The 285-nt window shown below is 53.0% G+C and carries 2 pseudogenes; both read right to left on the bottom strand.

Going from position 1 to position 285, the window contains the following annotated elements:
* A pseudogene (locus BEB54_RS28430) lies at positions 1-209 on the bottom strand (Y-family DNA polymerase); the annotation flags it as partial.
* Positions 199-285, bottom strand: a pseudogene (locus BEB54_RS28425) (peptidase); the annotation flags it as partial. The pseudogenes BEB54_RS28430 and BEB54_RS28425, both read right to left, overlap by 11 nt.

Here is a 285-nt window from a genome sequence, read left to right as displayed (position 1 = left end):
CGATTACGGTTTTCTGCCGTCAGCGCGACCACACCGGAAAACTGTGGCCATTGCTTTGTTGCCCACTGTGCACTTTTGGCCAGCGTTTTTGTAGGTGCAATGCCCACCCCCATGGCGAGTCCTGTCCAGCTCTTTACTTGTTCCCTGAGCTGATGACCAAAAACCTCCGGAGAGATGCAACGGTTCACCCCCCGCAAATCAATGAACAACGTGAGTGACAACACCAAAAATACAGATGTTTTCCGGATACAGTGTGCGGAACTCCGGGCTGTCTGAAACCGGCTC

Origin of the sequence: Escherichia sp. MOD1-EC6021, assembly GCF_002965245.1 — a bacterium.
Taxonomy (GTDB): Bacteria; Pseudomonadota; Gammaproteobacteria; order Enterobacterales; family Enterobacteriaceae; genus Escherichia; species Escherichia coli_F.
Note: the sequence above shows the minus strand (reverse complement) of the source record. Positions and strands in the feature narration are given on the sequence as shown.